Annotated in this window: 28 protein-coding genes and 1 tRNA gene; 8 read left to right on the top strand and 21 right to left on the bottom strand. The window is 70.9% G+C overall.

The window, feature by feature from the left end:
• Positions 1-19: 19 nt before the first annotated feature.
• The 5 genes from ABTU92_RS02855 to ABTU92_RS02835 all read right to left on the bottom strand — a co-directional run bounded on the left by ABTU92_RS02855 (position 20) and on the right by ABTU92_RS02835 (position 5,807).
• Positions 20-919: a sulfurtransferase gene (locus ABTU92_RS02855; protein ID WP_408087481.1), complete on the bottom strand. Its 900-nt coding sequence runs from the start codon at positions 917-919 to the stop codon at positions 20-22.
• Between the two features lie 231 nt (positions 920-1,150).
• Complete coding sequence (locus ABTU92_RS02850; protein ID WP_408087479.1) at positions 1,151-1,831, bottom strand: 3'-5' exonuclease; 681 nt, start codon at positions 1,829-1,831, stop codon at positions 1,151-1,153.
• Positions 1,831-3,645, bottom strand: coding sequence for a DUF294 nucleotidyltransferase-like domain-containing protein (locus ABTU92_RS02845; RefSeq protein WP_408087477.1), 1,815 nt, complete (start codon positions 3,643-3,645; stop codon positions 1,831-1,833). Before ABTU92_RS02845 ends, ABTU92_RS02850 begins: the two co-directional genes overlap by 1 nt.
• Positions 3,646-3,774: 129 nt before the next feature.
• The gene (locus ABTU92_RS02840) at positions 3,775-5,502 is read right to left on the bottom strand and encodes a cation acetate symporter (RefSeq protein WP_408087475.1); all 1,728 of its coding nucleotides are present in this window, start codon (positions 5,500-5,502) and stop codon (positions 3,775-3,777) included.
• The gene (locus tag ABTU92_RS02835; RefSeq protein ID WP_408087473.1) at positions 5,502-5,807 is read right to left on the bottom strand and encodes a DUF485 domain-containing protein; all 306 of its coding nucleotides are present in this window, start codon (positions 5,805-5,807) and stop codon (positions 5,502-5,504) included. Before ABTU92_RS02835 ends, ABTU92_RS02840 begins: the two co-directional genes overlap by 1 nt.
• Positions 5,808-6,306: 499 nt before the next feature.
• On the opposite strand from ABTU92_RS02835, the gene ABTU92_RS02830 reads away from it, so the two are divergent.
• Entirely contained in the window at positions 6,307-7,317 is a 1,011-nt protein-coding gene (locus tag ABTU92_RS02830) for a TerC family protein (protein ID WP_408087471.1), read from the top strand.
• 42 nt (positions 7,318-7,359) lie between these two features.
• Entirely contained in the window at positions 7,360-8,262 is a 903-nt protein-coding gene (locus tag ABTU92_RS02825) for a tellurite resistance TerB family protein (RefSeq protein ID WP_408087469.1), read from the top strand.
• Positions 8,263-8,306: 44 nt separating this feature from the next.
• On the opposite strand, the gene ABTU92_RS02820 is transcribed toward ABTU92_RS02825, so the two are convergent.
• The 3 genes from ABTU92_RS02820 to ABTU92_RS02810 form a co-directional block, all read right to left on the bottom strand.
• The gene (locus ABTU92_RS02820; RefSeq protein WP_408087467.1) at positions 8,307-8,951 is read right to left on the bottom strand and encodes an MT-A70 family methyltransferase; all 645 of its coding nucleotides are present in this window, start codon (positions 8,949-8,951) and stop codon (positions 8,307-8,309) included.
• Between the two features lie 91 nt (positions 8,952-9,042).
• Complete coding sequence (locus tag ABTU92_RS02815) at positions 9,043-9,849, bottom strand: slipin family protein (protein WP_408087465.1); 807 nt, start codon at positions 9,847-9,849, stop codon at positions 9,043-9,045.
• Positions 9,846-10,532: an NfeD family protein gene (locus ABTU92_RS02810; RefSeq protein WP_408087463.1), complete on the bottom strand. Its 687-nt coding sequence runs from the start codon at positions 10,530-10,532 to the stop codon at positions 9,846-9,848. Before ABTU92_RS02810 ends, ABTU92_RS02815 begins: the two co-directional genes overlap by 4 nt.
• 225 nt (positions 10,533-10,757) lie before the next feature.
• On the opposite strand from ABTU92_RS02810, the gene ABTU92_RS02805 reads away from it, so the two are divergent.
• Both ABTU92_RS02805 and ABTU92_RS02800 read left to right on the top strand, forming a co-directional pair.
• Entirely contained in the window at positions 10,758-11,207 is a 450-nt protein-coding gene (locus tag ABTU92_RS02805) for a hypothetical protein (RefSeq protein WP_408087461.1), read from the top strand.
• A 160-nt stretch (positions 11,208-11,367) separates the two neighbouring features.
• Positions 11,368-12,240, top strand: a complete 873-nt coding sequence (locus ABTU92_RS02800) for a hypothetical protein (protein ID WP_408087459.1) — start codon at positions 11,368-11,370, stop codon at positions 12,238-12,240.
• Between the two features lie 217 nt (positions 12,241-12,457).
• Here the strand turns inward: ABTU92_RS02800 and ABTU92_RS02795 are convergent, their stop codons facing one another.
• Both ABTU92_RS02795 and ABTU92_RS02790 read right to left on the bottom strand, forming a co-directional pair.
• The gene (locus ABTU92_RS02795) at positions 12,458-13,042 is read right to left on the bottom strand and encodes a hypothetical protein (protein WP_408087457.1); all 585 of its coding nucleotides are present in this window, start codon (positions 13,040-13,042) and stop codon (positions 12,458-12,460) included.
• A gap of 94 nt (positions 13,043-13,136) precedes the next feature.
• Entirely contained in the window at positions 13,137-14,099 is a 963-nt protein-coding gene (locus ABTU92_RS02790; protein WP_408087455.1) for a DUF1236 domain-containing protein, read from the bottom strand.
• A gap of 298 nt (positions 14,100-14,397) precedes the next feature.
• Between ABTU92_RS02790 and ABTU92_RS02785 the strand changes: the two genes are divergently transcribed.
• Positions 14,398-14,787 carry a hypothetical protein gene (locus tag ABTU92_RS02785; protein ID WP_408087453.1) on the top strand — a complete coding sequence of 130 codons (390 nt, stop codon included), beginning with the start codon at positions 14,398-14,400 and terminating at the stop codon, positions 14,785-14,787.
• A 239-nt stretch (positions 14,788-15,026) separates the two neighbouring features.
• On the opposite strand, the gene ABTU92_RS02780 is transcribed toward ABTU92_RS02785, so the two are convergent.
• Both ABTU92_RS02780 and ABTU92_RS02775 read right to left on the bottom strand, forming a co-directional pair.
• A complete protein-coding gene (locus ABTU92_RS02780; protein WP_408087451.1) occupies positions 15,027-15,320 on the bottom strand; it encodes a DUF3072 domain-containing protein in 294 nt (97 codons plus the stop codon).
• Between the two features lie 34 nt (positions 15,321-15,354).
• The gene (locus tag ABTU92_RS02775; RefSeq protein WP_408087449.1) at positions 15,355-15,732 is read right to left on the bottom strand and encodes a DUF1236 domain-containing protein; all 378 of its coding nucleotides are present in this window, start codon (positions 15,730-15,732) and stop codon (positions 15,355-15,357) included.
• 235 nt (positions 15,733-15,967) lie between these two features.
• On the opposite strand from ABTU92_RS02775, the gene ABTU92_RS02770 reads away from it, so the two are divergent.
• Positions 15,968-16,360, top strand: a complete 393-nt coding sequence (locus ABTU92_RS02770; RefSeq protein WP_408087447.1) for a hypothetical protein — start codon at positions 15,968-15,970, stop codon at positions 16,358-16,360.
• 36 nt (positions 16,361-16,396) lie between these two features.
• Here ABTU92_RS02770 and ABTU92_RS02765 read toward each other — a convergent pair whose 3' ends face one another.
• The 4 genes from ABTU92_RS02765 to ABTU92_RS02750 form a co-directional block, all read right to left on the bottom strand.
• Positions 16,397-16,759: a DUF1236 domain-containing protein gene (locus tag ABTU92_RS02765; RefSeq protein WP_408087445.1), complete on the bottom strand. Its 363-nt coding sequence runs from the start codon at positions 16,757-16,759 to the stop codon at positions 16,397-16,399.
• A gap of 286 nt (positions 16,760-17,045) precedes the next feature.
• Positions 17,046-18,335 carry a UDP-N-acetylglucosamine 1-carboxyvinyltransferase gene (gene murA / locus ABTU92_RS02760; RefSeq protein WP_408087443.1) on the bottom strand — a complete coding sequence of 430 codons (1,290 nt, stop codon included), beginning with the start codon at positions 18,333-18,335 and terminating at the stop codon, positions 17,046-17,048.
• Between the two features lie 54 nt (positions 18,336-18,389).
• A complete protein-coding gene (locus ABTU92_RS02755; RefSeq protein WP_408087441.1) occupies positions 18,390-18,614 on the bottom strand; it encodes a hypothetical protein in 225 nt (74 codons plus the stop codon).
• 105 nt (positions 18,615-18,719) lie between these two features.
• Positions 18,720-19,619 (bottom strand): LysR family transcriptional regulator, encoded by a 900-nt coding sequence (locus ABTU92_RS02750; RefSeq protein ID WP_408087439.1) that lies wholly within the window; start codon positions 19,617-19,619, stop codon positions 18,720-18,722.
• A gap of 137 nt (positions 19,620-19,756) precedes the next feature.
• On the opposite strand from ABTU92_RS02750, the gene ABTU92_RS02745 reads away from it, so the two are divergent.
• Positions 19,757-20,920 (top strand): mandelate racemase/muconate lactonizing enzyme family protein, encoded by a 1,164-nt coding sequence (locus ABTU92_RS02745; RefSeq protein WP_408087437.1) that lies wholly within the window; start codon positions 19,757-19,759, stop codon positions 20,918-20,920.
• 46 nt (positions 20,921-20,966) lie between these two features.
• Here ABTU92_RS02745 and ABTU92_RS02740 read toward each other — a convergent pair whose 3' ends face one another.
• Complete coding sequence (locus tag ABTU92_RS02740; protein WP_408087435.1) at positions 20,967-21,161, bottom strand: hypothetical protein; 195 nt, start codon at positions 21,159-21,161, stop codon at positions 20,967-20,969.
• Between the two features lie 20 nt (positions 21,162-21,181).
• Positions 21,182-21,520 carry a hypothetical protein gene (locus tag ABTU92_RS02735; RefSeq protein WP_408087433.1) on the bottom strand — a complete coding sequence of 113 codons (339 nt, stop codon included), beginning with the start codon at positions 21,518-21,520 and terminating at the stop codon, positions 21,182-21,184.
• 436 nt (positions 21,521-21,956) lie between these two features.
• Here ABTU92_RS02735 and ABTU92_RS02730 point away from each other — a divergent pair, with 436 nt between their 5' ends.
• Positions 21,957-22,175 (top strand): DUF6894 family protein, encoded by a 219-nt coding sequence (locus ABTU92_RS02730; RefSeq protein WP_408087431.1) that lies wholly within the window; start codon positions 21,957-21,959, stop codon positions 22,173-22,175.
• Between the two features lie 565 nt (positions 22,176-22,740).
• On the opposite strand, the gene ABTU92_RS02725 is transcribed toward ABTU92_RS02730, so the two are convergent.
• From ABTU92_RS02725 to ABTU92_RS02715, 3 genes are all read right to left on the bottom strand, one after another.
• A complete protein-coding gene (locus ABTU92_RS02725) occupies positions 22,741-23,223 on the bottom strand; it encodes a DUF6538 domain-containing protein (RefSeq protein ID WP_408087429.1) in 483 nt (160 codons plus the stop codon).
• Between the two features lie 95 nt (positions 23,224-23,318).
• Positions 23,319-23,393, bottom strand: a tRNA-Thr gene (locus tag ABTU92_RS02720).
• A gap of 418 nt (positions 23,394-23,811) precedes the next feature.
• Positions 23,812-24,792, bottom strand: a complete 981-nt coding sequence (locus ABTU92_RS02715; protein WP_408087427.1) for a tripartite tricarboxylate transporter substrate binding protein — start codon at positions 24,790-24,792, stop codon at positions 23,812-23,814.
• Positions 24,793-24,845 lie beyond the last annotated feature (53 nt).

Raw genomic sequence — 24,845 nt, 5'->3', positions numbered from 1 at the left:
GAATGACGGAGAGCCGGCATCACCCTCGCTTGCGCTCGTCCGGGCCGGTGGCGACCGGGCGCGAGGGCTCCTCGGTCCATTCCGACATCGAGCCGTCGTAGAGCGACACGTCGGGCCAGCCGAGGATCTCCGACAGCACGAGCCACGGGGTCGCCGCCTGGTGGCCGGTGTTGCAATAGGTGACGACGGGCGCCTTGGGCACCGAGGCGACCAGCGCCTCGAGGGCCGCTCTGTCCTTCAGCCGGCCGCTCGCCGCGTCCCACAGGGTCGTGTGGTCGAGCAGGAAGGCGCCGGGCAGCCGCCCCGGCACGCGCGCCTGCGGGCTCTGCGCGCGGCCCTCGAAGAACGACAGGGCGCGCGTGTCGAGCAGCACGGCGTCATCGGTGGCGAGCGCCCGCACCACGCGCGGAATCTCGGCGCGCGGGCCGGACGCGATCGCGACCGGATAGGGCGCAGCCTGCGGTGGCTTGCTCGGGCCGCCGACCACCGGGCGCGCCGGATCCGCCGTCCACGCCGCCATGCCCCCGTCGAGAATCGTGATCCGCGGGTGGCCGGCCATGCGCAGCGTCCAGAACACCCGCGCGGCCGCGGCGAAGTCGCCGGCCGAGGTGCCGGCCGCGATCACGACCGCGGTCTGCTCGGGCGTCAGGCCGATGCCGCCGAGCAGCACGGCGAGCGCGTCGGGCTCGGGCAGCAGCCCGGTCGCCATGCCGCGCGTCGCCCGCCAGCCGTCCTCGACATAGTCCGAATGCACGGTGCCCGGGATGTGCGCCGTCAGATAGGCGCCGCGGGCGCCGCCGTCGACCACCGAGCGGATGTCGATCAGCCGCAGCGCCGGATCGCCGAGCCTCTGGGCGAGCCAGTCGGCGGAGACGAGCGACGGGACGGTGTCGGGGGCGGGCTTTTCGACTTCGGGCATGGGGCACTCCTGGGCGGGAGGGCGTTATAGCACCGCGAGCGGCGCTGTCCCTATCGCCCCGGGCCGATGCATCGCTCCTCATCATGGTGAGGAGCACTCCTGGCGCATGCGCCAGGAGTGCGTCTCGAACCATGAGGTCGCCGGCATCGTGCCCGCCCTCGCCCTTCGAGACGCGGCCTTCGGCCGCTCCTCAGGGTGAGGGCGGAGACGATCACGCGCTGTCCGTCCTGATCACACCGAAAAGTCGCCCGTCCGCGGGGTCGCGCGCTGGCGCGGGATGCGCACGCCGCGGCGCTGCATGTCCTTCAGGATCACGTACATCTGCGCCGCCGTCAGGGCGTCGTTGAAGGCGTCGTGCTGGGGCAGCATCGTCAGGTCGAGATCCGCGGCGATCGCCGCGTAGCGCAGGTCGATCTCGGTGCCGGGCGGCGCCTTGCCGTACTTGCGCTCGTAATACAGCTCGGAGACGTCGATCTGACGGTTCGGCAGGTTGATGTTGAGCATGCCGAACAGGTACTTGTTGATCATCCGCACGTCGAACGACACCCAGTAGCCGACCAGCGGCCGGCTGCCGATGAAGCGCAGGAACTCCGGCATCACCTCGCGGATGGTGCGGCCTTCCTTCACGTCGGCCTCGCGCAGCTGATGCACCTTGATGGCCGACACCTCCATGGCGGCGCCGGGCCGGATCAGGGCCCGGAACGTCTCGCTGGTCAGGATCGTGTTGCCGCGGATCTTGATCGCCGCGATGCTGATCACGTCGTCGGCCAGGATGTCGAAGCCCGAGGTCTCGCAGTCGAACGACACCACCTCGCCCGAGTCGTCCTGGTCGAACAGGAACGCGTAGGCGTTATCGGCGAGCAGCATGCGGTCGAACAGGGCGCGGCTGCGGCGGAGAATCTCGGAGCGCATCAGAACACGCTCAGATGGTAGCGGTTGCGGACGATCTCGCGGAAGCGCTTGACCACGCGGAGCGCGTCGCGCAAGAGGTCGCGGTCGCGCGTCGTCAGCTCGCCGAGCTTGACGATCGATTCGCGCTCGCGTTTCCCCGTCGCCATGGCGGCGAGCTGCGAGCGCAGCCGGATCTCCATGAAGTAGGACAGCGCGCTGGTCAGCTCGCGGCCGAAGTCGGCGCCGAACAGACCGGCCTCGGCCAGCGCCGCGATGCGATCCGCCGTCGACACCTCGCGGATGCCCTGGTCGATGGCGAGCGTGCGCACCCCGTGGACGATCGGGAAGGTGCCGGATTTCTTCACGTCGATCTCGTCCGAGCCGACGCCGACCGAGGCCATGAACGAGGTCAGCATGCCGGCGCTCGCCCCGGCGAACAGGTCGATGGCGCGGGCGAAGCGGGCCAGATACGCGGTCTCGCCCCGCATCAGGTCGACCATGGTCGACTTGGCGCGATCGAGCAGGTCATGGTGGCCCGTGACCGAGACGGCGTCGAAGAAGATGCCGAGATTCATCGGCCCGTCCTCGGCCGGCGAGCGCACCCAGCCCTCGAGCTGGAAGAGGAAGTCGTCGATCGGCTGCGACCAGCGCGGGTTCTTCACCATCACGTCGCCCGGGCAGGGCGGGAAGCCGAAGCTCTCCAGCGCGCCCGAGAAGGCGGTGCGGAACGCCGCGAGGTCGGCCTCCGGGACCGGCTTCGCCAGCAGGATCCCGTTGTCCTGGTCGGTCCGCACGGTCTGCTCGCCGCGCCCCTCCGAGCCCATGACCAGAAGGCAGCCGTGCTCGCGGATCGAGGGCGGCGCCACCATCTCGAACAGCTTGGCGAACAGCCGACGGTTGAGGTCCGACGTGATCTCGGCGATCACCTCGACGCGGGCGCCCTGGCGGTGAAGCCGCTCGACCTGGCTCTGGATGTCGAGCGCGCAGGCCTTCAGGTCCGCCGGCACCTTGGCCTGGTCGATCTGGCCCGGGATGAGCTGCGGATTGCCGGCGACGAGGCCGAGAATGTCGATGTCCTCGAGCACGCCGACATAGTCGTCGCCGGAGCGGATCGCGAGGCGGCGCTTGTTGTGGCGGGTCATCGCGATGACGGCCGCGAAGATGAAGTCGTCGGCGTCGATCGCCACCACGTCGAAATGGCAGACTTCGCGCACCGGCGCGTCGAGCGGCTTGCGGTCGACCACGAAGGCCTTGGCGAGATTGGCGCCCGTGACGATGCCGGTGCGCGCGCCGTCGCGCACGAACAGCGTGTTGTTGTTGCGCTCCTGCATGAGCTGGCCGGCATCGTGCAGGCTGGTCGACCCGTCGACGAAGATCGCCGCGTGGTAGCGCACCTCGCGCACATGGGCGCGCAGCGCCGAGTCGACGCCGGTGCGGTCGCGCCGGTCGTAGGACCGCAGCTTCCGCGAGATCTCGGAATAGAAGAAGGCGGCGAAGCCGGGGTTGCGGGAGATCAGGTCCTGCACCACCGCCTTCGGCAGCAGGTAGCAGAGCGTCTCCTCGGCGGCCACGAAGGTGGTGCCGGCCGGCCCGTGCACCAGCGAGCGGGCGTCGAACGTGTCCTTCGGGCCGAGGCTCGACTCGACGGTGTCGCCGTCGCGCTCCTCGACCCGGCCCTTGATGACGACGTGCAGGTGCTCGGATCGCTGGCCGGACGGGATGACGCTCTCGCCGGGCGCGAAATAGCCGATGTCGATGGCGGCGCGCAGCGTGCCGATCTCGTCGTGGCTGAGCCGGTCGAAGGGGGGATTCTGGGCGTCGAAGGCTTGCGGCATGCGGTCACCAGCAACTGTCACCCGGAACCAAGCGGTCGACCGGCCCGGGGCGGGCCGATCGACCGGAGGGTCGGCATCCGGTCGCCGCCCGGTCTCCGTGCGAAGACCGGGCGGTCGATCGGATGGTGGTCAGTGGGCGACCGCCTTGTGCGAGCCGATGCCGGTTTCGGAGCGGACGTACTGGTGCTCGAAGCCGGCCTTGTCGATGGCGCCGCGCTTGGAGCCGTCCAGCTTGGAGAACAGCCAGATGCCGGCGAACGCGATGGTCATCGAGAACAGCGCCGGGTTGTCGTAGGGGAACGGCGCCGAGGCGAAGCCGAAGGTCTTCACCCACACGGCCGGGCTGAGCACGACCAGCGACACCGAGCTGATCAGGCCGAGCAGGCCGCCGAACAGCACGCCCCGGGTGGTGGTGCCGCCCCACAGGATCGACATCAGGAGCACCGGGAAGTTGCAGCTCGCGGCCACCGCGAAGGCGAGGCCGACCATGAAGGCGACGTTCTGGTTCTCGAAGATGTAGCCGAGGATGATGGCGACGATGCCGATCACCACGGCCGTGACCTTCGACACCCTGACCTCGCGGTCCTCGGAGACGCGGCCTTTGGCGATGACCGAGGCGTAGAGGTCGTGGCTGACCGCCGAGGCGCCGGCGAGCGTCAGGCCGGCCACCACGGCCAGGATGGTGGCGAAGGCGACGGCCGAGATGAAGCCGAGGAAGAGCGAGCCGCCGACCGCGTTGGAGAGATGGATCGCCGCCATGTTGGTCCCGCCCAGCAGGGCCGTGACCTTGTTGTAGGCGCCGTCGGCTCCGACCTTGTAGAAGCTCGGGTCGTTCATCAGGAACGTGATGGCGCCGAAGCCGATGATGAAGGTCAGGATGTAGAAGTAGCCGATGAAGCCGGTCGCGTAGAACACCGACTTGCGGGCCGCCTTGGCGTCCGAGACGGTGAAGAAGCGCATCAGGATGTGGGGCAGGCCGGCCGTGCCGAACATCAGCGCGAGGCCGAGCGACAGCGCCGAGACCGGATCCGACACGAGATTGCCCGGGGCCATGATGGAGGCGCCCTTGGGATGCGTCTGGACTGCCTTCTGGAACAGCGCCTCCGGCGAGAAGCCGAAGTGGATCAGGACCATCAGGGCCATGAAGGTGGCGCCGCCGAGCAGCAGGCAGGCCTTGATGATCTGCACCCAGGTGGTGGCCACCATGCCGCCGAAGGCGACGTAGATGATCATCAGGGCGCCGACCGAGATCACGGCGTAGAGATAGGGCAGGCCGAACAGCAGCTCGATCAGCTTGCCGGCGCCGACCATCTGGGCGATCAGGTAGAACGCCACCACGGTCAGGGTGCCGACCGCCGACAGGCTGCGGATCTGGGTCTGCTCCAGGCGGAACGACACCACGTCGGCGAACGTGTACTTGCCGAGGTTGCGGAGCCGCTCGGCGATCAGGAACAGGATCACGGGCCAGCCGACCAGCCAGCCGACCGAGTAGATCAGGCCGTCGAAGCCGGTGGCGAAGACGAGGCCGGAGATCCCGAGGAACGAGGCGGCCGACATGTAGTCGCCGGCGATGGCGAGGCCGTTCTGGCCGGCCGTGATGCCGCCGCCCGCGGCGTAGAAGTCGGCGGCCGAGCGGGTGCGCCGCGCCGCCCAGTAGGTGATCCCGAGCGTCGCCGCCACGAAGGCGAAGAACATCAGGATGGCGGCGAGGTTGAGGGCCTGCTTGCCGCCGCCCTCGATCGGGCCGGCGGCCTCGGCGACGCCGGCGAGCGCCGCGAGCGCGAGGGCCGCCGTGACGGTCGTGGTCGCGGTGGTCTTGACCGCGACGGTTCTGGCCGTGGTGCGGAGCGCGCGCATCACTTCTGCCTCCCGACGATGTTCGTGGTGATATCGTCGAACTCGGAGTTGGCGCGGCGCACGTAGATGCCGGTCAGGAGGAACGCCGAGACGATGACACCGAGGCCGATCGGGATGCCGACCGTGGTGACGCCGCTGCCGAGCTTGACGGCGAGGATGCCGGGCGCGAAGGCGATGACGAAGATGAAGCCGAAATAGATGACCAGCATCGCCAGGGTCAGGGTCCACGCGAAGCGCGAGCGCTTCGTGACGAGCTCCTGGAACTGCGGGTCTGATTTGATCGTGTCGTACGACGGCGTACTCACGGCGTCCCCCTTGGTTAGAGCCTCCCGCTCCGATATCGGCCGACTGTTTGCTCGGCTCTGATGATTGCGCGGCACGTTAGTCGGCGCGACCACACGGCGCAATCCGACCAAAGACGCAACTCGCCCGTCCCGCCATCCGAAGAATCACGTGCTTCGGTGGCGTTCGGCGACACGATCGCGTGCGCGTGTGCGGCGGCGGACGCGGCGGTCCGGACCGGCCGGGGCACCGCCCGCACCGGGCGCGACGGCGGCCGCCACGGAGCCGGCGCGGCCGGTGCAAGCGGCTGACCCGTCGACCTTTCCTCGCGGCCGCCCCGGGCTGCGGCGGTTTGGCGCGACCCGGCGCGGTCCGGTTCTCCTGGACGGCCGGCCGGCGGGTTCCTAGATCTCGCGATACCGATCCGGGCCCCTCTGGCGGCACCGTTGCCGCGATGTCGGATCTTTCACCTGCCGCTCCTTTCGACTTTGGTCGAGCCGGAGCGACATCTGGAGGATTGCGATGGAGCTCCTGTCCGGACTCGATTTTCTGTTCGCGACGTTTCTCGGCAAGCCGGCCTGGGCCTGGTTCTTGTTTCTCGGCATCGTGACGACGCTTCTGGTGCTCGACCTCGGCGTCCTGCACCGCAAGGCGCGCGCCATCGGGGCGGGCGAGAGCCTGGCGCTGTCGGCCGCCTATATCGCCGTCGCGCTCGTCTTCGGCGCCTGGGTGTGGTCCGACATGGGCCGCGAGGCGGGCGTCGCCTGGCTCACCGGCTTCTTCGTCGAGAAGACCCTGGCGCTCGACAACGTCTTCGTCATCTCGCTGATCTTCGCGACGCTCGCGGTGCCGCCGTACCTGCAGCACCGGGTGCTGTTCTACGGTATCCTCGGCGTCGTCGTGCTGCGCGCCGTGATGATCGGGCTCGGCGCCGCGATCGTGTCGTCGTTCTCCTGGGTGTTGTTCCTGTTCGGCGCGCTCCTCATCGCCACCGGCATCAAGATGCTGGTGGTCGCCGAGAATCCCGCCGCCTGGGTCGACAACCCGATGATGCGATGGATGAACCGCCGCCTGCGGGTCACCCGCGAGCTGCGCGGCGAGGCGTTTTTCGTGCGGCAGCCCGCCGTCGCGGGCGGCCCGGCCGTCATGTGGGCGACGCCGCTGTTCGTCGCGCTCGTGCTGATCGAGTTCGCCGACCTCGTCTTCGCGGTCGACAGCGTGCCGGCGATCTTCGCCATCACCACCGACCCCTACATCGTCTACACCTCCAACATCTTCGCCATCCTGGGCCTGCGCGCCCTCTACTTCGCGCTCGCCGCCTCGGTGCACCGCTTCCGCTACCTGAAATACGCGCTGTCGCTGGTGCTGGTGTTCATCGGCGCGAAGATCTTCTGGAACCAGATCGTCGGCAAGGTCGATCCCCTGGTGTCGCTCGGCGTCACCTTCGCGCTCCTGGCCGGCGGCGTGATCGTCTCGCTGTGGAAGACGCGGGCGGAGACGCCCGCCGCCACGACCCCGGCGTCCTCGGCCTGACGCCTCGTGAGTAGACCCCGAACCTCGACCCTGGAGACCCGCATGTTCGACGTGAACAAGATCCTCACCGCGGTGCTGGCCGGTGACGGCGCCGGCGCGCCGCCTCCGGCGACCAGCCGAGATACCGGCTTCCTCACCCGCGGCCGCGGCCTGCCGCCCGCCGGGCAGGGGGGCGCGGCGCAGGGCCAGGGCGGCGGCCTGCCGTTCGACCTCGGCAGCCTCGCCGGCCGGCTCGGTGGGCTCGCCGGCGGCAGCCCGCTGGGCGCGGGTGGCGGCGGCGGACTCGGCGATCTGCTCGGCCGCAATGCCGGGATGCTCGGCGCCGGCGGTCTCGCGGGCGGGCTCGCCGGGATCCTGCTGAACTCGAAGCATGCGCGGAAATACGCCGGCACGGCGCTGAAGGTCGGCGCCGCCGCGGTGCTGGGCGGCCTCGCCTACAAGGCGTATCAGGACTATCGGGCCGGGCGCCCGGTGGTGCCGCAGGGCGTCGCCGACACGCTCGGCCAGATGCTCGGCGGGCCGCAGGGCGGCGCGACGGCGGCGAGCGGCCCGGCCGGGGCGCCGGCGCCGGGCAGCGAGGCGGCGGCGGCCCGCACCACGCTCCTCCTCTTGCGCGCCATGATCGGCGCCGCGCTCGCCGACGGCCGCATCGACGAGGCCGAGCGTGTCATGCTGATCGAGCGGATCGAGGCGAGCCCGCTCTCGGTCGAGGAGCGCCAGGTGCTGGAGGGCCTCGTCGCACGGCCCGACACGCCGGCCTCGCTCGCCGCCGACGCGGCCACCCCGGAGGAGCGCGCCGAGGTCTATCTCGCCGCCTATGTGGCGATCGACGCCGACACGCCGGCCGAGCGCGCCTGGCTCGACGACCTCGCGGCGCGGCTGCAGCTCGATCCGCGGCTGCGCCAAAACCTCGAGACGGCCGGCGACGCCGCCGCGGCGGCGTGAGCCCACGCGGCGGCGTGAGCGAGGAGCGCGCGTCGCCGCGGCGCCTACTCGGCCGGCAGGCCGGCGCGCGAGTGGTTCGCGTAGGTCGCCCAGGTCGGCGCGTAGGCGTCGTCGGCCTGGTTGCCCCAGGTCGCCCAGCCGGGCCGCGTGCCGCGGGCGAACAGCTCGAGATAAGGCCCCGGCGAGCACGCCTCGATCAGCCCGTACTGCTCGTCGGGTTTTCGCGAGTGCTCGCGCTTTCGGGTGGCGAGGAAGTTGACCTGGCGGCGGCCGGCCTCGCGGGTGCGGGCGTTGCGGCCCCGCACGCCGAACAGCAGAAGCTCGGTGACGTTGCGGAAGTAGAAGCCGACCCCGCGCCCGTCCGGACCGCCGTCCTTCCTCACCTTGTGCCAGACGATGTTGGACTTGTAGGCGAAGCCCCAGGCCCGCATCACGGCGAGCCCCTCGGGCAACAGCGCGTTCGGCACCCACAGATAGAGATGCGCCGGCTCCTGCGCGAGCGCCGCGACCGGCAGCGCCTCGATCTCGGGAAGCGTCATGGTGCCGTAGCGCGACAGCCGCCGATGCTCGGGCGCCATCTTTCCGGTGCGGTTGACGAACTGCCAGGGCGGGTCGGCGAGAACGGTGGCGAAGCGGCGGCCGCCCGCGAAAACCTCGAGATCGACGGCGGCTGGATGATCGGCGGCCATGATGCGGTCCGGCGGTGCGACTCGCGCCGCGTCCGGCGCGATTCCGCATCTATAGCGCGACCGGGCGCGCTGCCGCCAGAACGGCGGCCGCTCACGCCGGCGGCGTCGCCCGCGGCGCGGGAGGCGGTGCGTCGGGTGTCGTGACCCGGGCGGCGAACGACTGGATCAGGTCTATCGGCACCGGGAACACGATGGTCGAGTTCTTCTCGCCGGCGATGTCCTGCAGCGTGGAGAGGAAGCGCAGCTGCATCGACTGCGGCGTGCGGGCCAGCATCTCGCCGGCCTGGACGAGCTTCTCGGCCGCCTGCTGCTCGGCCTCGGCGCCGATGATGCGGGCGCGGCGATAGCGCTCCGCCTCGGCCTGGCGGGCGATGGCGCGGATCATGCTCTCGTCGATGTCGACATGCTTGATCTCGACATTGGCGACCTTGATGCCCCAGGCGTCGGTCTGGCTGTCGAGAATCGTCTGGATGTCGCGGTTGAGCTTGTCGCGCTCGGCCAGCATCTCGTCGAGCTCGTGCTTGCCGAGCACCGAGCGCAGCGTCGTCTGCGCGAGCTGGCTGGTCGCATTCATGAAGTTCTCGACCTGGATCACCGCCTTGTCGGCGTCGACGACGCGGAAATAGACGACCGCGTTGACCTTCACCGAGACGTTGTCGCGCGAGATCACGTCTTGGGTCGGCACGTCGAGCACCAGCGTGCGCAGATCGACCCGCACCATCTGCTGGATCAGCGGCACGAGGAAGATCAGGCCGGGCCCCTTCACGCCGGAATAGCGGCCGAGCGTGAACACCACGGCGCGCTCGTATTCGCGCATGATCCGCACCGCCGCGAGAACGAGGCCCACGACGAGGACGGCAATCACGAGATACGGGAGAATGCTGGAGAGGGCGTTCATGAGCGGTCCTTCGGGCGAGCGGTGGGTGCGGATGTCGCGGGAGCGGGTGCAGGCGCGGGCTCGACCCGCAGCACGAGGCCGCGGCGGCCGACGACCCTGACGGATCGGCCGGACCCGTCCGCGGCGCGCGCATCCGTCGCTGCCGCAGCATCCGTCCAGGATGGCAGCGGGGCGTCGCTGCGCGCCTGCCAGAGCTCGCCGCAGACCCGGATCATGCCGGTCCGGCCGCGCCAAGCGACCACGATGCCGTCGCTGCCGATCAGCGCCGGGTCGCCGGTCGCGACGCGGTGGCGCCACGCCCGCCGCACGACGGCGCCGGCGATGACGAGGTAAACGAGCAGAACGACCGCGACGCCGATCGCGGTCGTCTGCGAAACGTCGGCGACGTCGGCCGCCACGGCTCTCCCGTCGGCCAGAATCAGGAGACCGGCCGCCAGCGCGACGAGGCCGCCGACGCCGAGGAGACCGAGGGTCGGCAGCACCGCTTCGGCGGCGATCAGGACGATGCCGAGCAGCAGGAGGCCGAGTCCGGTCCACCAGCCGAACAGCCACCAGCCGAGACGCCACGTCGATGTCGTCTGATCGACATTGACGCCCGGCGCGGCCGCGCTCGGGCCGGCCACGAGCGCGAGAAGCAGCGCGAGCAGAATCGGCGCGAGCAGAATCATCGGGCGAGTCGGCATCGAATCTCCGTCACGACTCGTCTCCGTCACGACTCGGGGAGGGCGGACGCCGTGTCGCGTCGGCCGCATCACCGCTTCCTTCGGGCAACGATCGGCCTGTCTCGCCGTTCCGGCGCGGGTCGCGAACCTCCGTCCCCGCGACCCGATGACACCCGCGGCCGTAGCAGGTAGAAAGTGGGCGTAGGCCCATCGTCGCAAGGGAGGGCGCCGATGCCGGAGGGGCCCATGTCACCTGAGTCGATTTCGCCTGAGTCGATGTCGCTGGAGACGCTGCTGGCGCTGTTTCGTACCGCGGCGCTGTTCTGGCTCGTCCTGTTGGGGCTCGCCGTCGCCAATGGTGCGTTCCGCGAGCTGGTGCTCGCGCGGCTTCTCGGTCCCGAGGCGCTGCCGATCTCGGGCATCACCGGTATCGTGCTGATGGCGGTCGCGATCGCGCTGTTCGTGCGGCGGGTGCGGCCCGGCTTCGGCGCCGCCTTCGCGATCGGCGCGATGTGGCTCGTCCTCACGCTCTCCGCCGAAGCCGTGCTGGTGGTCGCGAGCGGCAAGCCGCTCCGGGTCGTGGTCGATACCTTCTCGGCTGCCGCGGTGGCGGAGGGCGACTTGTTCGCGCCGCTCGCGGTGTTCGTCGCCCTGTCGCCGCCGCTGTTCGCGCTGCTCCGGCGGCCGCTTCATTGAGTCGCTGCACCGCGCCCGGGTGTGGCCGCGCAACAGGCGCGGGTGCGGTGCGCAACGGGTCTGCGGCCGGCCGGCGCAAATCCGCCGCGATCGGGCGTCACTCGCCGGCGAAAAGCCGCTATCATCGAATCGAAATCGTATCCGAGTATCGAGGCTCGCCATGATCGATCATAAGTACCGCTTGCAGCTGCGCGCCGGTTCCGCCGTCGCCGGCCTTCTGGCCGCGAGTCTCGTCGCGCTGGCCGGTCCCGCGCACGCGCAGCTGTTCGATCGCTGGCCGGCTCCCGCCCAGCAGATGGAGCAGCGCACGCCGGACGCGACCGATCCGCCGGCCGCCGAGGCGCCGCCTCAGCCGGCCAAGCCCAAGCCGGTGCGCAAGCCGAAGCCGGCGCCCGAGCCGAGCGCGCAAGGCGCCGATCCGGCCGCCGCGCCGGCACCTGCCGCACCGCCGCGCCGCGCCGCGCCCAAGCCGGCTGCCGCCGCGGCCGGCGCCCCGAAGACGATCGCCTGCGCGGGCGTGTTCGCCAAAGGGTCGAGCCATCTCCAGCTCGCCCAGACCTTCGACGCCAAGAACGTCGAGTTCGGCGAGGTCGACGGGCCGGAGGGCAGCAAGCTCAACGCCACCCTGGTGTACCCGACCGACCCGAAGCGCCGGCTCGAGGTGCTGTGGCAGAACGAGGCGGCGCGCAGCGACGTGTCGCTCATCGTCGTCACCGGCCAGTCGGGCTGGACGGCGCCCAAGGGGTTGAAGCTCGGGATGCCGCTCGCCCAGCTCGAGAAGGCCAACGGCAAGCCGTTCAAGGTGTCGGGCCTCGATCAGGACAACGGCGGCAGCGTGATCGACTGGCAGGGCGGCGCCCTCGCCTCGTTGCCGGGCGGCTGCAAGGTCGGGGTGCGGCTGACGCCGGACGCCAAGGCGACCGACGCCGCCAAGGCCCAGGCCGCCGGCAAGGAGTTCGCCTCCACGGACGCCGCCCTGAAGGGCATCAAGCCGGTGATCGCCGAGATCCTGCTCGGCTATCCGCAGGACTGATTTTTCGCACGGACACCCCGACCCTCTCCCAGAGGGAGAGGGTCGACGCGCTGTTGCGCCTCGGGGTGAGGGGTTAGGGCGCCAGTTGGCTGGCCTCGGCATCCCCTCACCCGGTTCTCGCGCAGCCGCGCGAGAACCGACCTCTCCCCGCTGGGGAGAGGTGAAGGCAGGCGGCGCGGTCGGTGAAGCTGGGATCCTGCTGAGATGCGCCCCGCCGTCACGCCGGCTTCGGCACGGTCGGGGGCGACGCGGTCGGCTTGACGGCGGCCGCGGCCGCCGCCATCGCGGACGGCGCGGGAGCCGCCGTGCCGGGACTGGCGAACGGGCCGGAGCGGGCCGCCTGCAGGGCGGCGCGGGCGCGGGCGGCCGAATCACCGGATTTCGAAATCTCGGCATAGTCGCCGCGCAGCGCCTTGAGGGCGTTGCGCTCGACGTCGATCTCGCGGGCCGTACGGAAGCCCATGCGCCGCATCACCGGCAGGGGCGGGCACCAGCCCTGGGTCGCGTGCTGCAGCAGGAAGCCGCCGACCACGGCCGGCACGGCGAACCAGCCGCCGCCGCGGGTGAGCGCCAGGAGCGAGCCGGCGAGGCCGACCGCGGCGGCGTTCGCCTGCAGGGCGCGCTCGACATCCCACTCGGCGTCGAGGGCGCGCAGGCGCAGCGCGATCTCGTCCGGATGCTCGGCGTAGAACAGGACGTTGCGCTCGATCTGGCGATCGATGGCGGCGTTGATCTCGGCGTCTGTCATGCGGCGCACGCGCTGCGGCGTGCCGGGAAGCGTGGCGGTGTGGCGAATCGTCATCGGGGGTGTCCGCGTTTTCTGGTTCGGGAAGGTTTCTCGCTGCGGCTTCGACGAAGCGACGCGGCCGAGGCCGCGTCGCGGTCGCAGCCGGGCGTCAGCGGACGACGTCGGCCACCACGGTGCCGGTCGACGGGTCGATCAGCAGCACCCGGCCGTTGACGACGGCGTACTGGTAGCCGCGCGTCTGCGGGATCTGCGTCGCGATCCGGCGCGGCACCGGCGCGAGCGTCACGCTGTCCGGCACGACCGAGCCGACCGTGTACGTCACGGCGCGGGTGGTCGGCACCGCCGCGTAGCCGGCGTAGCCCGACTGCCAGCCGTAAGGCTGCGCGTAGGCCGGCTGACCCCAGGATTGGCCGTAGGGCTGCGCGTAGGTCGGCGTCACCCGCTCCAGCGTCGCCGGATCGTAGGAGGACTGCTGCCCCAGCGTCCGATAGATCACGGCCCGCTGGGTGGGGGCGAGGGCCATCGGCTCGGCCGTGACGCGCCGGACCGTGCGGGTGCGGCTGGTTCGGGTCGGCTCGGGCTCGACGGCGCGCGCCATGATCGGCGGGGTGCCACGCCGGACGGTGCGCACGGTCGGCGCCGGCACCGGATCGTCGACCGACTCCTCGATCACCACGGTGCGGGTCGGGTCGACCGGGACGGTCTCGACATAGGGGCCGCCATAGGGCCGCACCGACACGCCGCCACCGACCGGCGCGGGCGGGGCGACGGCGACCGCGGGCGGCGCCGTGTAGGCCGGGGCCCAGCCGGTCGGCGCCGGCGCCCAGCTCTGCAGATAGGCTTCGCCGGAGGGGCCGTAGGTCGGGAACACCGGCGTGGTCGAGACCACCGGAGCCGCCATGGTCTGCAGCGGCCGCCGCGTCACCGTGATGCCGGCCGGCCCACTGGTGATGACGGTCTCGACCGGCTCGTTCGACACCTCGCGGGAGATGACGGTCTGGGCGTTTGCGAGGGCGGTTCCGGACAGGAGCGCCGCGGCGACGGCGAGCATGCGGGGCGCGATGCTGCGAGGCACGAGCGGACGGGGGGCGAGCAGGCGGGATGCGGTCATGCGGCCTCTCCGGGGCTGGGGACGGTACACCCCAAACGCGGGCGCTCCGGTGCCGTTCCCGTCATACCGCCACACGGTCGCGTGAGCGCCGGCCGGATCCCACGATCGTGGCGATCTTTGGACGAGAGCGGGGCGGCAAAAGCCCAACTGCGGCCGTCACGACGTCAAATTCCCGCGAGTTAATCGAGGCATGGCGCGTCGCCTTGGGGCGTCGCTCGAAGGGGACCACCGCAGGGTGGGTCGGGCCCGGCCGGATGCGCCCAGGGGACCAGAGTTTCAAACCAGGAGTACGGGGAGAATGACCATCACGACCCAGGCGCCGCTGCAGCCGGCCGACGATGTCGAGGCCGCCGCCACCTCGTTCGAGGGCGAGATCCGCGAGTTCGTCCGGCGCGACTTCACGCCGGTGCGGCGCGGCACCGACACCGGCTCGGGCGAGTTCGCGGCCAGCAACATCTCGACCCTAGTGCAGCGGGTCGCCGGCACGTCGCTCGCCGAGATCGAGAACCTGATCGGCGAGCTGCAGACGCTGCGCGACTACATCGCCAGCGAGGGCGAGCGCGTGCAGCGCGAGCTCGCCGGCTACGCCCAGCTCAACCAGGCCGCCATGGCCTCGACCCGCATCATCGCGGACAGCATGTCGAAGTGGAAGACGCACGCCGGCGTCGAGGAGACGAAGACGGCGTGAGGAGGCGACGCGCGTCTCCGATCTGATCAGATCGCTGCAGATCGGGAATTGCGACGCGTCGCGGAAGGCACCGGACCCTCTCCCTCAGGGAGAGGGTCGGACGCGAGCGCAGCTCGCGACCGGCGTGAGGGCTTCCGACGTCTGTTGGATGGCTCGGCACCCCCTCACCCGGATCTCGCGCGGTTGCGCGAGATCCGACCTCTCCCCGCCGGGGAGAGGTGAAGTGCGAGCGGCGCCCTCTACTTGTTCAATGACAATCGCTGTTTCAGCGCGTCGATGCGGCGCGACGCCTCGGCCTTGGTGAGGTCGGGCGCGAAGGCGTCGGGATCGTGCGCCTGCTCGGACAGGGTCTTCAGATACGACGCCTGCGCGCCGGTCATCGGCTCGCCGCCCGACACCCAGTCGTCCGGATCCTTCTCGGTGTTGCCGGGCGGCGCCGGATCGCGCTTCGGATCGGGCGCGGACGACTCCTGTCCGGTGCGATCCCGAGTCTCGTCCGTCTCGACATGTGTGCGGGTGGGGCTCTTCGCCATCTGCTCCTCGTGATCGTTCCGGCCGCGAACGGCGTCACTCCTCCGACGTGATCACGAGCGCGACGCGCCGCGACTCCGGCTCGACCAGCACGACCTGCCTCTCGATCATCGCCACCGAGAACGGCTTCGCCTCCGGCATCAGCGTCACCAGCGTGTCCGGCATCGGCGCGAGATCGACGCCCGCCGGCAGCGTGGCGCCGACGGAGACGCGGAAGCCGGTCGGAGCGGCGTGGTTCTTCTGGGTGCGGCTGACGCTCTGATAGATCGTGTGGCGCTGCGCGTCGGTGAAGCGCACGCGCGGCGCCGCGCCCGGATCCTGGGTGTCCTGCGGCGTCGTCTGGGCCGTCACGATGGTCGGCGTCGCGAGCGCCAGCCCGGCCGCGAGCATCAGGATCGGCGGCGAACGGCGCATGCGAGACCTCCATCGCGGTGTGATCGTCTCGTCAACGCCCGCCTCGCGGACGCGGTTCCTGGATGCGGTCGCCGCCGTCCCGCTGCCACGCGATCGCCGCACAGCTTGACGCGGCATTAACCGTGTTTCGATTATGCTTCGGGGTGATCCTGCGACTCGGGCATGGCGCGCGGCTTGCTTGCCTCACGCCGCGGACGCGCCGCAGAGGCGAGCGGAACGGGGGGATGTCATGATCATGGCACCGCTTTATGCGGCGGCGCTGGCGACCGCGCTGACGACGGCGGTCGCGACCGGGCCGATCGACCCGGGCGCTGCGATCGGCCGGGCCGGCCTGCAGAGCCGCGTCACGGCGACGACCGACTGCATCGTGCGCGCCGTCGCGGCCGATCCGCGATATCGCCGGGCGAGCGCCGACGCCACCGCTGTCGAGGCGACCGCGCCCGCGGCGACGCTCGGCGATTTGATCGTCGATTCGATGACGGCCTGCGCGAGCACGGTGCGCGAGATGATCGACGCCTGGGACGCGACCTATGGCGAGGGCAGCGGCGAGGCCTTCTTCATGGGCCCGTTCCTCGACGTGCTGCCGACCGCGGCGAGCCGACTGCTCGAACGCGCCAAGCCGAAGTGAAGGCGAGGTGTTTGCGCGGTGACGCGCAACGCGCCGCTATTTCGCCAGCACCTCGACGACCCGCATCGTGGTCGGATCGACCAGCACGACGCGCTCCTCCACCACGGTGTAGCGGTAGGGCTTCGCCTCCGGGATGTCGGCCAGCGCCCGGTCGGGCAGCATGTGCAGCTCCATCGCGGGCGGCAGCTCGGCGCCGACCTGCGGCGAAACGCCGGGCGGCACCTTCACGTCGCGGCGGTTCTCCCGCACCGCCTGGGCGATCGCCCCCTTCTGCTCCTCGGTGAGCGGCACCGGCTGAGCCGACACCGGACCGACCCCGCCGGTCGACGGCATCGCCGGCAGCGGCGTCTGGGCCGATGCGGAAAACGTGGGGACGAGCAGCGCCGGAGCGGCGATCACGGCCGCCGCCAGGGCGGCACGAAGCGCACGGGACCGGCGGACGGGCGATAGTCGGACAGGCGATCGTCGGAACGGCATGGCATCCTCGCGAAACGATGGGGTTCGAGAGGGAATGCCGCGGCGCGGAAGTCGTTCCGGAATTTCCGGGCATCGAGCCGGCTCGTGCTCGGACATCCCCGCGCTCCGCTCGTTCCCGCGCAAGCGGGAAACCAGAGCCCCCGCGTCGTGCGGCCCCTGGGTCCCCGCCTTCGCGGGGACGAGCGAAGGAACACCGCTTCCCGGCGAACTACCCGCTGATGCGCTCGATCTCGGCGCCGCAGGCCGAGAGCTTGTCTTCCAGCCGCTCGAAGCCGCGGTCGAGGTGGTAGACGCGGTTGACCAGCGTCTCGCCCTCGGCGACCAGCGCCGCGATGACCAGCGACACCGAGGCGCGCAGGTCGGTCGCCATCACGGGCGCGCCCTTGAGGCGCGGCACCCCGGCGATGGTGGCGGTCTCGCCGTCGAGCCGGATGTCGGCGCCGAAGCGGGCGAGCTCCTGCACGTGCATGAAGCGGTTCTCGAAGATCGTCTCGGTGATGCGCGACGTGCCCTTCGCCCGCGTCATCAGCGCCATCAGCTGCGCCTGCAGGTCGGTCGGGAAGCCCGGGAACGGCGCGGTCGTCACCGTCACGGGCGCGATGCCGGCGCCGTTGCGCTGGACCCGGAGCCCCTCGTTGGTCGCGGCGATCTCGACGCCGGCCTCGACCAGCACGTCGAGCGCGGCCTGCAGAAGCTCCGGGCGGGCGCCGTCGAGCATCACGTCGCCGCCCGTCATCGCCACCGCCATCGCATAGGTGCCGGTCTCGATGCGGTCGGCGAGGACGCGGTGACGGGTGCCGTCGAGCCGCGCCACGCCCTCGATCTCGATGCGCGGCGTGCCGGCGCCCTTGATGCGGGCGCCCATCTTGACGAGGCAGTCGGCGACGTCGGCGATCTCGGGCTCGCAGGCGGCGTTCTCGATCACGGTCGCGCCCTTCGCCAGCACGGCGCCCATCAGGGCCGTGTGGGTGCCGCTCACCGTCACCTTGGGGAAGACGATCTCGCCGCCGCGCAGGCCGTGCGGCGCCCGGGCCAGCACGTAGCCGCCGTCGATCTCGATCTCGGCGCCGAGATTCCGCAGCGCCATCAGGAGCAGGTCCACGGGCCGCGTGCCGATGGCACAGCCGCCCGGCAGCGACACCTTGGCCTCGCCCATGCGGGCGACCAGCGGCGCGATGACCCAAAAACTCGCCCGCATGCGCGAGACGAGATCATAGGGCGCCGTGGTGTCGACGATGCGCTTGGCCGAGATGTGCAGGGTCTGGCCGTCGTACTCGCCGTCGCCCGGCCGCTTGCCGCCGACCATGACGTCGACGCCGTGATTGCCCAGGATGCGTTGGAGCAGGGCGACGTCGGCGAGGCGCGGCACGTTCTCCAGCACCAGCGGCTCGTCGGTGAGCAGGCTCGCGATCATCAGGGGCAGGGTGGCGTTCTTGGCGCCCGAGATCGGGATGCGCCCCTTCAGGGGCTGCCCGCCCACGATGCGAATCCTGTCCATCTCGCCCCCTCTGCCCGCGCCGGGCAAGCCCGCGGCGTCCTGCCGCCGGCGCGTCTATCCATCGATGCCGGATTGCTTTTCTGTGACGATTCCGGCGGAATCGTGGGACTCGTCCGCCGCTCCGGTGCGGTCTCGCCGGCCCGGATCGGCCGCGTCCGGCGGCTCCCCGCCGACGCGCGCCCGCGACTGCGCCTTGCGGCGCTTGAGGTTCTCGCGCAACGCCGCCGAGAGCCGCTGCTCCCGTGCCGCGCGTTCCCGATCCTTCCCGGCCGCCGTCATGGCGGCCTTAGAGCATGGCGGGAAAGGGGGCGCAACACGGCGACGCGGCCCGCCCGCGGGGGGACGGGGCGAGGCGGGTCGCCGGCCCCGGCCCGGTCCGGCCGGTCACGGCGCCGTCAAGCCGTGCCACAACGCGTCCGCCGCCGCGTTGCGGCAATCCGGGGACCGGACCAGCCGGATCTCGATCGCGATGTCGAGCGCGTCCGATCCGGCGCGCACGAGTCGGCCCTGGTCGAGGTCGTCCTGCGCCAGCGTCCGCGGCAGCCAGGCGACCCCGTGGCCTTCGCGCGCCATCGTCATCAGCGTGGCGGCGAGATGCGACGTGAAGCCGATCTCCATGGGCGCGGTGGCCTCGCGGGTGATCGGATGCCCCGACACGATGCGGCCGAGGCCGGACGCCCGGCTGTAGGCGAGCAGCCGGCTCGGCCGCGCGGCGGCCGCGGGCAGGGGCCAGGCCGGCCGGCCATCGGCCGCGGGCGCGCAGAGCGGCACCAGCACGTCGTCGCCGACCCGGACGCTCTCGAAGCGGTCCGGCGCGAAGCGGATCGGCGCGTCCGGGTGATGGTGACAGAGCAGAAAGTGCACGTCGCCGGCGAGCATCACCTGCTCGCACGCCTCCATGCTGTCCGACAGCAGGTTGAGGGTGCCCAGGGCCTCGAACCGCACGTGCCGCCGGATCCAGGACGGGAAGAACGTGAAGGAGAGCGCGTGCGTCGCGGCGATCGACAGCGTCGCCATGCCCTGCGCGCCGACGTCGCGCGTCTCGCGTCGCGCCTTCTCCAGATCGCGCAGCAACGTCTCGACCTGCGGCTTCAGGTGGCGCCCCGCGGGCGTGAGCGTCACGCCGCCGGCGCCGCGCGCGAACAGCGACGTGCCGGCCCACTCCTCGAGCGACCGGATGCGACGGCTGAAGGCGGGCTGCGAGACATGCCGGGCGTCGGCGGCGCGCGAGAAGTTCCGATGCTCGGCGAGCGCCAGGAAGTCTCTCAGCCAGTCGGAATCCATGATGCGACTCGCGCATGGGGCGATCCGATCTTGGCATTGGCCAGACGCGGCCCACAAGCCTATCGGGTCTGCCGACGCTCGGGGTCGTTCCGCCCGGCCCGTCCCGCATAATCCATCCAGCACCGAGGAGAACCGGCATGCGCATCGTCGACGTCCGCGAGGTCACCAAGCCGATCGCCTCGCCCATCCGCAACGCCTATATCGACTTCTCCAAGATGACCGCGAGCCTCGTCGCGGTGGTGACCGACGTCGTGCGCGACGGCCGCCGGGTGGTCGGTTACGGCTTCAACTCGAACGGCCGCTACGGCCAGGGCGGGCTGATCCGCGAACGGTTTCGCGATCGCCTGCTGGGCGCCGATCCCGAGAGCGTGCTCAACGAGGCCGGCGACAATCTCGACCCGCACAAGCTGTGGGCGGCGATGATGACCAACGAGAAGCCGGGCGGTCACGGCGAGCGCTCGGTCGCGGTCGGCACCCTCGACATGGCGATCTGGGACGCGACCGCGAAGATCGCCGGAATGCCGCTGTTCCGGATGCTTGCCGCGCAGAAGGGCCGCGTCGCCGATCCGCGTGTCTTCGTTTACGCGGCCGGCGGCTACTACTATCCGGGCAAGGACCACACGGCCCTGCGGGCCGAGATGCGCGGCTATCTCGATCGCGGCTACACGGTCGTGAAGATGAAGATCGGCGGCGCGCCGATCGGCGAGGACCAGGCCCGCATCGAGGCGGTGCTGGCCGAGATCGGGAGCGAGGCGCAGCTCGCCGTCGACGCCAACGGCCGCTTCGATCTGGAGACCGGCATCGCCTACGCCAAGATGCTGCGGCAATATCCGCTGTTCTGGTACGAGGAGGTCGGCGACCCGCTCGACTACGCCCTGCAGGCGGCGCTCACGGAGTTCTATCCCGGCCCGATGGCGACCGGCGAGAACCTGTTCTCGCACCAGGACGCCCGCAACCTCTTGCGCTACGGCGGCATGCGGCCGGATCGCGACTGGCTGCAGTTCGACTGCGCGCTCTCCTACGGCCTCGTCGAGTATCTGCGCACGCTCGACGTGCTGCACCAGCTCGGCTGGTCGCCGTCGCGCTGCATCCCTCACGGCGGCCATCAGATGTCGCTCAACATCGCGGCCGGCCTCGGGCTCGGCGGCAACGAGAGCTATCCGGACCTGTTCCAGCCCTATGGCGGCTTCCCGGACAGCGTGAAGGTCGAGAACGGCCACATCGTCATGCCGGAGCTCCCCGGCATCGGCTTCGAGGGCAAGTCGGACCTGATCGCGGTGATGCGCGAGTTGGCCGAGTAGGGGGGCGGGGGGGCGAGGTTCGCCGGTGCCGGGCTCGGGGGCGTCGTCAGCTCCGGCGTAGCTCCGCGGCCGTCGTGCCGTGCAGGTCGAGCCAGCTCCGGCCGATCAGCCATCCCGGGTTGGTCAACTTGCCCCAGCGACGCAGCAGCTTGCGCTGCAGCCGGCCGAGCGCGGGCAGCGACTGATAACGGCGGAACTGCCTGACCAGCGTGTCGAACCCGACCCACCGGTTCGGCGGCAACTCGCGCCTGAACGGGCCACTCATCTTGCCGGGAAACGCGACGGGACGTAGCGTCCTTCGCGCGCCGGGTGGGGTGGGCGATAGAGCCGAAGGCGGGCCTGGTCGATGATCTGAAAGCGATCGTATCCCAGCCGTGCCACGATCGGCCGGCCGGCCCGCGGATTGTCATCCCCGACCACGACGTTGCAGAGCTGGACGCCCCACAGCCGGAAGCCCGTGGTGGCGGTGACGCGGTCGAAGTCGTCTGGGGCGATCAACACGGGCCAGCCCTCCGGGCCGACCGACAGCAGGAGCGCGGGGCCTCCGTCCAGCGTCTCGACGGCCTGAGCGGTGGGCGCCGACACGATGCGGCTGGACATGGGTGGGTGCTCCTCGGGTTCGGTCAGGGACGGTGGGGTCGGGACGGTGCCGGCTCGGCGGCGGCGGCGCCGCTGATCGGAGGCGGACGGCCCGGCGGTAGCTGCGCCGTGTGGCTCTCGGGACGACGGGCCGGGCGGCTGGGCAGGTCGGCGCCGAGGCCTGGCGCGGGGACTTTGCGCGGCGGCGCGAATCGAGGGGGCGGCTCGGATTTTCTGCCGAACATCCTGGGTGGTGGACCGTGCCGTGCTGCAGGCTCCCGAGCAGCACGCTGCTCATCCCGTCCGAGATGAACCACACCGGGCAGCTTCACCGCCGCGCGACGGACACCGCTTCATTCGGAGGTCGGCGAACTCGGCGCCGCTGTAGTCCGAAAGAAAACGCAAGCCGGCCGGAACGTCGCTTCATCAGCCAGGGTTGGACATACAGAGGTCCAAGATGCCGCGGTATTTTTTCGACTATGCCGACGACACGCGCGTCCTGGACCGTTCCGGCACGGAGTTTCCCCGACTAGCTGATGCCGAGCACCACGCCCGCATCATCGCTGCTGAGCTGGCCCGGGATGTGCCGGACCACGAACTCCACGAAGCCTTCATCGTGGTAGTCGACTCGGATGCCAAGGAGGTGTTCAGGGTCGCTCTGGCCCACCTCCAGTAAATGTCAGCGTTCGGTCGATTCCGCCGGGGGCGACCACACGTCTCCGATAGCATTCATGCTTTGGAGCATTGCGGCAGCTCTCGCCTGAATTGCGTCGGTCGAGTACCCAGACGAGATCAATCGTCCGTCCGGGGCTCTCAGCTCCCAGTGCCAGCCGTTGTCGGTTTCGCGCAATACGTATCGGAGATCGTCAGCCATGACATGACTCCCACGTTTGCTGGCGGGAGCACAAGTGTCTCTCAGGCGACAGCGCCAGTTGGCCGCGGCTGTCGATTTTCGTCAACTCGCAAGGGGTCGAGTTGGTTCCGCCACCTTCCAGTTTAATCCAGGAGTTGAGGCGCGGCACGGTTGTAGCGGCCGGCCGACCACCAGGGCGCCTACACCCAAGTCAGGGCCGACCATGACGGAACCTGCTCGGCACCGACCGGAGAGGCTGGCGGTGGTGACGACGATCGACGATGCCACGAGCCGGACCTCCTCGTCGTGTTCGGAGCGCAACACCGGCCCGTGGAGTTGCTTTCGTCCGATGACCGCGGCGTCTCCGTGAAGGTCGCCTGGAGCGGCATCATCTCGGTCGCGCCCACCTCCACGGTCGCCGGGTCGGCGCCGGCCAGGACGTAGCCGCCGTCTTGCGGATCGCCGGCAGCACCTCGCGGGTCACCCAGGCCGTGTTGCCCGAGCCGCGCGTCGCGGTTCGCCTCGGCGATCGCCCGCCACTGCTCCGCCGCGAGCACCGGGTCCTCTTCCAGGCCTTCGGTGAAGCTCGGTAGACCAGCCCGGAGAGCCCGGCGATCTGCTTCGGCGTGAGCGGCGCCGGCCCCTTCCGCAGCGCCTGCATCTGGCGCACGACGGCGGCGGCGATCTCCGGGCACTTCGCCTTCGCGGTGCCCCGGTCGGCGGTGCCGATCGAGATGACGATGTGCTGCTTGTGCCAGCCGGGCGGACGGCGGGACTTCGGAAGGGACGCGAGGATACGTTGCAGATCGGCGGGGAGCTTGCGGCGGAAGTACCAGTTGTCGGACCCCTTCCGCTTCGTGGGGCAGGCCATTCTCAGCACCATGGTGGTGTATCAGTCCCGTGTATCAGGGACGGTGCGAAAATGCCAACAGACTCAGTAAGGTGTTGGAGTATCAGCGGTTCTGCTGGTGCTGCCGGACAGGATTGAACTGTCGACCTCTCCCTTACCAAGGGAGTGCTCTACCACTGAGCTACGGCAGCATCAGGCTCGCGCGGGCGGTGCGACACGGTGCGACGCAGTCGCCGGCGACGCGGTTCCATGCCACAAGCCCCGGGGCGGCGCAAGCGCCGCGGAGGGGCTTCTCCCCCGCGTCCGGCCGCCACGTCGGAACCGGCCGGTGGAGCGGCCGGTGCGGAGCCGGACGGCACCGCACCGGCTTCGACAATTGCCCCCCCGGCGACGACAGGCCACCGCCCGCCGCCGGCGAGGCGTCCCCGCCGACGAGGCGCCACCGCCCCGGCGGGCGGGTGCCCGGCCGGGGCGGACCTCCCGCCCGGCCGGCGGGGTGGCCGGGCCGGAGGTCGGGCCCCGGCGCAGCGGCGTCACGTGGGCAGGCTCACTTGGGCAGCCTCACTCGGGCAGCCTCACATGGGCGGCCTCACATGGGCGGCTTCGCCGTCACTTGGGCAGCGAATCGGCGAGCTTGCGCAGCGCGTCCATGCTCTTGGCCAGCGACGCCTGCCATTGCGCGCCCGGCAGGTAGGCGAGGACCGGGGCGTCGCCCGGCGAGGCGGCGATGAACTCCGGGTCGCGCACGCTCTCGGCGATCGCCGCCTCGAGTTTTTGGACGATCGCCTCGGGCACGCCCTTGGGCACCGCGACGCCGCGCTCCGACGACATCACCACGGCGACGCCGGCCTCGCGCGCCGTCGGCACGCCGGGCAGGGCCGGGGAGCGCGCGTCGGAGAGCTGCGCCAGCACCCGCATGTCGCCGGTCGCCCCGCCGTGCAGCTCGGGCACCTCGCCGACGCTGATCAGGCCGACGTCGAGATGGCCGCCGAGGACGTCGGTCTTCTGCGCCGCCGTGCCCTTGTAAGGCACCTCGTTGGGCGCGACCTTGGTGGCCTCGGCGAGCAGCCGGATCGCCAGATGGCTGTTGGTGCCGGTGCCGTTGTGGCCGAGCGCGATCGTGCCGGGCTTCTCGCGCAACGCGGCGAGCAGGTCGCCGAGGCTCTTGAAGCGGCTGTCAGCGCGCACCACCAGCACGGTCGGGTCGTCGACCACCCGGGCGACGAAGCGCACGTCGTCGACGCTGTACTGCGCCTTCTTGATCATCGGGACCACCACGAAGGGCGGCAGGTTGACGACGCCGATCGTGTAGCCGTCCGGGGCCGAGCGGGTGAGATAGGCGCTGGCGATCTCGCCGGCCGCGCCGGGCTTGTTGATCACCACGATCTTGGCCTTGTCGCCGAGCCGCTTCTGCACCGACTGGAACAGCTTGCGGGCCATCACGTCGGTGCCGCCGCCGGCCGCGTAGCCGACCACGACCTCGATCGGCTTGTCGTCCGGCCACGCCGCGGCCGCGGGCTGCGCGACCGCGAGGGCGAGCGCCGCGCCCACGAGGACCTGGATCGCTCGCCTGCGAGACTTGGTTTTCATTCTTCGCCTCCCCTTGTGATCTTGCCGTCTCTCACACTGTCCGTCTCTCGCGC

This window comes from Rhodoplanes sp. SY1, assembly GCF_046000175.1.
GTDB lineage: Bacteria > Pseudomonadota > Alphaproteobacteria > Rhizobiales > Xanthobacteraceae > Rhodoplanes.
Note: the sequence above shows the minus strand (reverse complement) of the source record. Positions and strands in the feature narration are given on the sequence as shown.